Raw genomic sequence first — 1086 nt, 5'->3', positions numbered from 1 at the left:
CGGAAGCCGCAGGAGATCCTGGTCCATGGCGGCAGCAGGCGCTTCTGGGGCGCGGGCACTAGGATGCCGATGCCCTTCGTGATGTCGTCAGGGATTATGTGATTGAGCATCTGGCCACTGAAGAGGGCGTGCTGGTCATCGATGAGACCGGTTTTCTGAAGAAGGGTCAGGCGTCCTACGGTGTGGGCGGCAGTATACGGGATCTGCCGGCAAGATCACGAACTGCCAGATTGGTGTATTTGCCACCTATGTATCGGCGCGGGGCCATGCCTTTGTGGACCGCGCCCTGTATCTCCCGAAAGACTGGACATCGAACCGTGAGCGCCTAAAGCAGGCCCACGTTCCCGATGACGTGGTGTTTGCAACCAAACCGGCGTTAGCCTCGATGATGATTGAGCGGAGTATTGAGGCCGGTGTGCCCTTACGCTGGGTTGCAGCAGACAGCGTGTATGGCGTCGGCGATGTGGAACGCATGCTTCGCCGGACAGGAATTGGATATGTTTTTGGGGTCAAGGGCAATCACTGGTTCGGATCATGGGCAACGGAACCGCTAATTGCCGGAGAGGCGAAAGATATTGCAGCAGGACTGCCAGACCAGGTTTGGCGTCGCCTGTCAGCGGGGCACGGCACAAAAGGTGAGCGACTTTATGACTGGGCGTATCTTCCGCTTGCTGATCTGGATGCTGAAGAATTTGACAGCCCCATAGCCGGACCATGGACACGTGGCCTGTTGATCCGCCGAAACATCGCTGACGGGGACCTTGCCTATTTTACGACCTGGAGCCCGAAAGGGACAACCACGCAGGAACTCGTGAACGTTGAAGGGACGCGCTGGAGGATCGAAGAATGTTTCGAGACGGCCAAAAACGAATTTGGTCTTGATCATAACGAAACCCGCTCCTGGCATGGTTGGCATCGGCATGTCTCTCTGGTCATGCTGGCCTATGCCGTCATGGCAAGTGTCCGGTATCAGGCAAACTCATTGAAACCGAAAAAAACACAACGCAGAACACGATAATCGTCGTCCGCTGGTCCATTCAGGAAATCAGGCGCCTCGTCGTAAAACTTGCACAACGCAGACTACCC

Annotated in this window: 1 pseudogene; it reads left to right on the top strand. The window is 56.3% G+C overall.

Features of this window, described 5'->3' with window-relative positions:
- Nucleotides 1-1018, top strand: a pseudogene (locus B7444_RS16225) (IS701 family transposase); the annotation flags it as partial.
- Nucleotides 1019-1086 lie beyond the last annotated feature (68 nt).

This window comes from Gluconobacter thailandicus F149-1 = NBRC 100600, assembly GCF_000964465.1.
Lineage (GTDB): Bacteria > Pseudomonadota > Alphaproteobacteria > Acetobacterales > Acetobacteraceae > Gluconobacter > Gluconobacter thailandicus.
The sequence above is the reverse complement of the archived record's forward strand: the minus strand, read 5'-3'. Positions and strand labels throughout refer to the sequence as shown.